The organism is Pseudomonas sp. AGC41, from assembly GCF_057334555.1.
Genome location: NZ_JBHFJB010000116.1, coordinates 104,943 through 111,980 on the forward strand (window position 1 = coordinate 104,943; position 7,038 = coordinate 111,980).

Here is a 7,038-nt window from a genome sequence, read left to right on the forward strand (position 1 = left end):
CGCTCCCACAGGGGAGTTGCGGTGCATTCCAGGCAATAAAAAGCCCCTGAATCGCAGGATTCAGGGGCTTTCTGGTTTAGCGGGTTGCACTCAGGCGGCTTCAATCTTGCGCCGGTTGTGCTCGACCTTGTCCAGATACGTGCGAAGCTTTTCCTGTTCAGCGGCGCTTGTGAACAAGCCCAGCTTGCTGCGACGCCAGAGAATATCCTCGGCGTCAATGGCCCACTCGTCGCTGCACAGGTAATCGACCTCGCGGGTATAAAGGCCCGCGCCGATGTGTTCGCCCAGGTCGGCGAGGCTGTGCACGCCTTCGAGCATGCGCCAGGTGCGGCTGCCATAGGTGGTGGCCCAGCGGCGGGCGATATCGGTCGGCAGCCAGTCGAACTTGTCGCGGATCGCCGAGCACAAGGCCTGTGGCGTGGTCATGTTCTCGCCGCCGGGCAAGGTCTCCAGGGCCGTCCAGCTCGGGCGCATTTGAGTGAAATACGGCGCCAGTTGAGCCATGGCTGACTCGGCAAGCTTGCGGTACGTAGTGAGTTTGCCGCCGAACACCGATAACAACGGAGCTTCCTGGCCACCGCCCGACAGCGCCAGGGTGTAGTCCCGGGTCACGGCGGAAGGATTGTCGGATTCGTCGTTGCACAACGGCCGGACCCCGGAGTAGCTGTGCAGAATGTCGTCGCGGCTGATCTGCTTCTTGAAGTGCGCATTGACGACTTTCAGCAGGTAATCCGTTTCACCCTCGGTAATTGCCACCTTGGCCGGATCGCCGGTGTATTCGCGGTCGGTCGTGCCAATCAGGGTGAATTGATTCAGATACGGAATGGTGAAGACGATGCGCTGGTCTTCGTTCTGGAGGATGTGCGCATGCTCGCCTTCGTAGAGTTTTGGCACGATCAGGTGGCTGCCCTGGATCAGGCGGATGCCGTAGGGCGATTCCATCTTCAGGTCATCACGAATGAACTTGGCGACCCATGGGCCGGCGGCGTTCACCAGCGCCTTGGCCTGGATCGAAAACAGGCTGCCGTCGGCACGTTCCAGGTTCAGTTGCCACAACCCCTTGCTGCGGCGAGCGCTGACACAACGGGTGCGGGTGTGGATATGCGCGCCTTTTTCTCGCGCGGCCATGGCATTGAGTACGACCAGCCGGGCGTCGTCGACCCAGCAATCGGAGTATTCGAAGCCTTTGGTGATTTCGTTTTTTAATGCGCTGTCGGCACCGAATTTCAAACTCCGGGAGCCAGCGAGCTGCTCGCGCTTGCCCAGGTGATCGTAAAGAAACAGGCCGGCGCGAATCATCCAGGCCGGACGCAGGTGCGGGCGATGGGGCAATACGAAGCGCATTTGCTTGACGATGTGTGGAGCCTTGGTCAGCAGCACTTCGCGCTCGGCGAGTGCTTCACGCACCAAGCGAAACTCGTAATGTTCGAGATAACGCAGACCGCCATGGATCAGCTTGCTGCTGGCCGATGAGGTGTGGCTGGCCAAGTCATCCTTTTCGCAAAGGAACACCGAAAGACCGCGACCGGCAGCGTCCGCGGCTATCCCCACACCGTTGATACCGCCACCAATGACGGCGACGTCATAGATTTCGGCGAGAGGGGGCATAGGCAAGGTGGAAGTGGGCATCGGCTGGCCTCGGGTTCTTTTTTCGAAATATTTGAATTCGAACATTAATGTTCATTTGCGAAAATACTAGCCCATAAGCACAGCAACAGCCAGTCGAATTCGATTGAAAATACTGATCGAAGTAGGCTGAAAGGAAAATTTTCGAACAAAAAGGAGTTGGGGAGGGCTCTTGTGGTGAGGGAGCTTGCTCCCGCTGGATGGCGAAGCCATCCCAAGCAGGCGGACGTGTTTCTTCAGGCTAAGCCCATCAGGCCGATTTACGACGGCTACGCCGCCGAGCGGGAGCAAGCTCCCCGCCACAGGGGATCGGGGGTGAAGTCAGACCACTTCCAGGCGAATCTTGTGCTGGGTCAATAGTTGCGCCAGGGCCGGCACCGGTTGCTGGTCGGTCACCAGGCAATCGATCAGGCTGATCGGGCCCAGGCGGACCATGGCGTTACGCCCGAACTTGCTCGAGTCCGCAGCGAGCAATACCTGCCGGGCGTTGGCGATGATGGCTTGGGAGACCCGGACCTCCTGATAGTCAAAGTCCAGCAGACTGCCGTCCTCGTCGATCCCGCTGATGCCCACCAGGGCGAAGTCGACCTTGAACTGATTGATGAAATCGACGCTGGCCTGACCGACCACGCCGCCGTCACGGCGCACGTTGCCGCCGGCGATCAGGACTTCGAAATCATCCTTGGCACTGAGGATCGACGCCACGTGCAGGTTGTTGGTGATGACTTTCAGATGGTTGTGGTTGAGCAGCGCCCGGGCGATGGATTCGGTGGTGGTGCCGATGTTGATGAACAGCGAGGCGTGGTCGGGAATCTGCGCAGCGATCGCTTCGGCGATGCGTTGCTTCTCATCGCGCATCTGATCGGCGCGCATGGCGTAGGCGGTGTTTTCCACGCTGGAGTCGTAAGCGGCGCCGCCGTGGTAGCGGCGCAGCAGGTTCACTTCCGCCAGTTGATTGATGTCGCGGCGGATGGTCTGCGGGGTGACGACAAATAGCTGCGCCATTTCCTCGATGCTGACATAGCCGCGTTCGCGGACCAGTTCGAGGATTTGCTGCTGGCGGGGAGGCAGATTCATGGGGCTTCCTTTGGGCTGCCGTACAAAATTTGCCCATGATGCCGCAGGAATCCTTTCCCGACCAGTTTCAGATCCTCATCGTCCCCGGCTCAGAGGTTATTCAGCATCTTCGTGGGGCTCCCAATCGCGCGTACGGCTGACGGCTTTTTTCCATCCCGCGTAAAGTTTTTCCTTGGCTTGCTCATCCAGTTGCGGTTCGAACTCGCGCTCGATCACCGCTTTGCCGCGTAATTCTTCCAGGCTGCCCCAGAAACCGCACGCCAGGCCGGCCAGGTACGCCGCACCGAGTGCAGTGGTTTCGCGCATTTTCGGACGCTCGACCTGGGTGCCGAGAATATCGGCCTGAAATTGCATGAGGAAATTGTTGGCCACCGCGCCACCGTCCACGCGCAGGGACTTGAGGCGTTCGCCGGCATCCTGCTGCATGGCGTCGAGCAGGTCACGGGTCTGGTAGGCGATGGATTCCAGCGTGGCCCGGATGATGTGATCGACCCTTACGCCACGGGTCAGGCCAAATAGCGCCCCGCGGGCGTAGGGGTCCCAGTACGGTGCGCCGAGGCCGGTGAAGGCTGGCACCAGGTAAACGCCGTTGCTGTCCTTGACCTTGTTGGCGAAGTATTCGGTGTCGAGGGCGTCGTTGATGATTTTCAGTTCGTCGCGCAGCCACTGGACGGTAGAGCCACCGTTGAACACGGCGCCTTCCAGGGCGTAGGCCACTTCGCCGCGAGGGCCGCAGGCGATGGTGGTCAGCATGCCGTGGTTGGATTTGACGGCTTTGTTACCGGTGTTCATCAGCAGGAAGCAGCCGGTGCCATAGGTATTTTTCGCCTGGCCCGGTTCCACGCACATCTGGCCGAAGAGGGCGGCCTGCTGGTCGCCGGCGATGCCGCCAATAGCGATGCCGCTTTTAGTCCGGCCGTAGATTTGCGAGGATGATTTGACTTCCGGCAGCATCTCGCGAGGGATGTTGAGGATGTCGAGCATCTTCGCGTCCCACTCCAGCGTGTGGATATTGAAGAGCATGGTGCGCGAGGCGTTGGTGTAGTCGGTGACGTGGACCTTGCCGCCGGTAAATTTCCAGATCAGCCAGCTGTCCACGGTGCCGAACAGCAATTCACCGTTGCGCGCGCGCTCGCGGCTGCCTTCGACGTTGTCGAGGATCCACTTGAGCTTGGTACCGGAAAAGTAGGGGTCGGTCACCAGGCCGGTGGTTTCACTGATGTACGGCTCATGGCCATCGCGCTTGAGCTGCTGGCAGATTTCGGTGCTGCGTCGGCATTGCCAGACTACCGCGTTGTAAATGGGGCGGCCGGTGGACTTGTCCCAGACCACGGTGGTTTCGCGCTGGTTGGTGATGCCGATCGCGGCGACCTGGTCGTGATGCAAACCCGCTTGAGCCAAGGCTTCCACCATCACCGCGCTTTGCGTGGCAAAGATCTCCATGGGGTCATGCTCGACCCAGCCCGGTTGCGGATAGTGCTGGACGAATTCCCGTTGGGCGGTGCAGACCACGTTGGCGTCACGGTCGAAAATAATGGCCCGTGAGCTGGTCGTACCCTGGTCGAGGGCAATGATGTAGTTTTTGTTCTCTGAGTCAGTCATGTCGATTGCCTTGGGACGTGTGTTTGGGATGAAGCCATGGCGCATGCTTGAAGGGCAGCGGCATGCGCCCATTGTTTCAGGAAGTTCTTGGCTTGCCGTCAATGGCCGGTTCTGCATCCTTTGTAGCCGCCTTGGCACCCGGCAGGTGTCGGGCAATCAATCCGCGATACGCGGCAGCGCCCAGGCACGCACCCACTATCGGCGCGAAAATCGGAACCAGGAAGTAAGGGATGTCACGCCCGCCCGTGAGGGAAATTTCACCCCAGCCAGCGAAGAAAGTCATCAATTTTGGACCGAAGTCCCGCGCCGGGTTCATCGCGAAGCCTGTCAGCGGCCCCATCGAGCTGCCGATCACGGCGATCAGAAGGCCGATCAGCAGCGGCGCAAGCGCACCACGAGGAAGGCCATTGTTGTCGTCAGTCAGGGACATGATCACGCCCATCAGGATTGCAGTAATGATCACCTCCACCAGAAAGGCTTGGCCGGTGGAGAGCGCCGGGTGCGGGTAGGTGGAGAATACCGAAGCCAGTTCGAGGCTGGCTTGCGTGCCACGAATCATCTGCCGGGACTGTTCGAAATCGAAGAAAAGATTGCTATACAGCGTGTAGACCAAGAGCGCGCCACAGAACGCCCCCGCCACTTGGCAGACAATATAGAAGGGCAGTTTGCGCTTTTCGAAGTCGGTGAAAATACATAAGGCGATGCTGACGGCGGGGTTGAGATGGGCACCGGAAATACCCGCGCTGAGGTAGATGGCCATGCTGACGCCGACACCCCAGATGATGCTGATTTCCCACAAGCCGAAACTTGCACCCGCGACCTTGAGCGCCGCGACACAACCGGTGCCGAAAAAAATCAGCAGGGCGGTGCCGAGGAATTCGGCCAGGCATTGGCTGGAAAGGGTGGGCTGTTGTAAAGCGGTAGTCATGCAAACCTCGGTGTTTTTGTTCTTGTCTGGCGCCTTCGATACCATTGAAGACGCGTTCTTCGCCGAGACCGGGAGCCTCATCCAGGTTTCGGGTGCTGTTTGAGACAGGTAAATCTGCTTTCAGTTTCGAAAAAATATAGACAAGAAACGCCGGTGTCAAAGATCGAAAGTGAACCGTCGGTCACATTTGGATTATTCGTCACGTGAATGTCTCGCTGTGCACCCTGCAGGAAGATCATCCCGGTAGGCTCGCAACGCGTTTTAATTGCCGATGGCTTAGAATCCGCGCCACTCTTTCGCTTTTTCCTGGTCAGGAGCCGTCATGACCCCCGCATTGGACCTGCTTAAAAAAGTGCGCGCCGAACATCGCATCCACAGCTATGAACATGACCCGAAAGCTGCCTCCTATGGCCTGGAGGCGGCTGAAAAACTCGGTCTGAACCCGGCGCAGGTATTCAAGACCCTGCTGGCGGCCAGCGAAAAAGGCGAGTTGCTGGTGGCGGTGGTGCCGGTGGCCGGGAGCCTGGATCTGAAAGGCCTGGCTCATGCGGCTGGAGTGAAAAAAGTCGAGATGGCCGATCCGGCCGCCGCACAGCGTTCGACCGGCTATTTGCTCGGCGGGATCAGCCCGCTGGGGCAGAAAAAGCGTCTTCGCACGTTTATCGACAATTCTGCGCAACCGCTGTCCAGCATGTTCGTCAGTGCGGGGAGGCGCGGGTTAGAGGTGGAACTGGCGCCTGCGGTACTGGCGGAGCATACCGGAGCGATCTTTGCTGATATCGGGCGTGCCTGAGTCTGTTGGTGGCCGCTACGCCCGAGCGGGAGCAGGCTCCCTCGCCAGAATGATTTGAATCTTCAAGATCGATTGGACGTCAGATTTCATGTGCGCTGTAGGGTGAAAATTCTGCTGATCTGTCACTGGCTAAACGATGTCCGGGCAGCTCATGCTCGCGCATCAATAAACAAGGAGAAGTGCCATGCAGCTCGCGTTTCATCAGGTCGATGCGTTCAGTGACCGGCCGTTTGGCGGTAACCCGGCGATGGTCTATCGGCTCGATGCCTGGCTTGCCGATGAATTGATGCAGAAGATTGCCGCCGAGCACAACCTGGCCGAGACCGCTTTTCTGGTCCGTGAGAACCAGCGTTGGCACATTCGCTGGTTCACGCCCACCACTGAAGTGCCGCTGTGTGGACATGCAACATTGGCCAGCGCCCACGTGTTATTCGAGGTTTACCACGAACCGGCCGAGCGACTCGACTTCATCTGCAAGTCTGGAGCATTGAGTGTCAGTCGTGAAGGCGATCGGCTGTGGTTGGATTTCCCGGCCATCGTGCCGACCGAGTTGGGCGCCTCCCTGGCGGTCCAGAGCGCCTTGGGTGTCGAGGCGGTAGATGTGCTCAGTTGCAACGAATTGTTCGTGGTGCTGGAGTCGGAACAGGCTGTGCTCGATTGCAAGCCGGACATGGCGGCCCTGGCGAAGCTGCCTTGGCCGGGCGCGATCGTTACCGCACCGGGAAGCAAGCACGATTTTGTCTCGCGCTATTTTGCCCCGGCGATCGGCATCAACGAGGATCCGGTAACCGGATCGACCCATTGCAGCCTGATTCCATACTGGTCCAAACGCCTGAACAAACACGGCCTGACGGCCTATCAATGCTCGGCGAGGGGCGGGGCATTGTTCTGCCGATTGGAAGGTGAGCGGGTGAAGATCGGCGGGGATGCGACGTTGGTGGCTAGTGGTACGCTGACGTTGGGGTGAATCTGTACTCAAGCCAATGGATCAAATGTGGGAGGGGGGGGGGGG

Annotated in this window: 6 protein-coding genes; 2 read left to right on the forward strand and 4 right to left on the reverse strand. The window is 59.2% G+C overall.

What is annotated here, in order from left to right:
- Window positions 1–90 precede the first annotated feature (90 nt).
- From glpD to ACE04F_RS20075, 4 genes are all read right to left on the reverse strand, one after another.
- Window positions 91–1,629, reverse strand: a complete 1,539-nt coding sequence (gene glpD / locus ACE04F_RS20060; RefSeq protein WP_486109434.1) for a glycerol-3-phosphate dehydrogenase — start codon at window positions 1,627–1,629, stop codon at window positions 91–93.
- Between the two features lie 318 nt (window positions 1,630–1,947).
- Window positions 1,948–2,703: a DeoR/GlpR family transcriptional regulator gene (locus ACE04F_RS20065; protein ID WP_305496366.1), complete on the reverse strand. Its 756-nt coding sequence runs from the start codon at window positions 2,701–2,703 to the stop codon at window positions 1,948–1,950.
- A 96-nt stretch (window positions 2,704–2,799) separates the two neighbouring features.
- Window positions 2,800–4,305 (reverse strand): glycerol kinase GlpK, encoded by a 1,506-nt coding sequence (gene glpK / locus ACE04F_RS20070; protein ID WP_486109376.1) that lies wholly within the window; start codon window positions 4,303–4,305, stop codon window positions 2,800–2,802.
- Between the two features lie 76 nt (window positions 4,306–4,381).
- Window positions 4,382–5,233 (reverse strand): MIP/aquaporin family protein, encoded by an 852-nt coding sequence (locus tag ACE04F_RS20075; RefSeq protein WP_434602968.1) that lies wholly within the window; start codon window positions 5,231–5,233, stop codon window positions 4,382–4,384.
- 322 nt (window positions 5,234–5,555) lie between these two features.
- Here ACE04F_RS20075 and ybaK point away from each other — a divergent pair, with 322 nt between their 5' ends.
- On the forward strand, window positions 5,556–6,026 hold the full coding sequence (gene ybaK, locus ACE04F_RS20080; protein WP_486109379.1) for a Cys-tRNA(Pro) deacylase: 471 nt from the start codon (window positions 5,556–5,558) through the stop codon (window positions 6,024–6,026).
- Between the two features lie 184 nt (window positions 6,027–6,210).
- Window positions 6,211–6,993 carry a PhzF family phenazine biosynthesis protein gene (locus ACE04F_RS20085; RefSeq protein ID WP_486109381.1) on the forward strand — a complete coding sequence of 261 codons (783 nt, stop codon included), beginning with the start codon at window positions 6,211–6,213 and terminating at the stop codon, window positions 6,991–6,993.
- Window positions 6,994–7,038 lie beyond the last annotated feature (45 nt).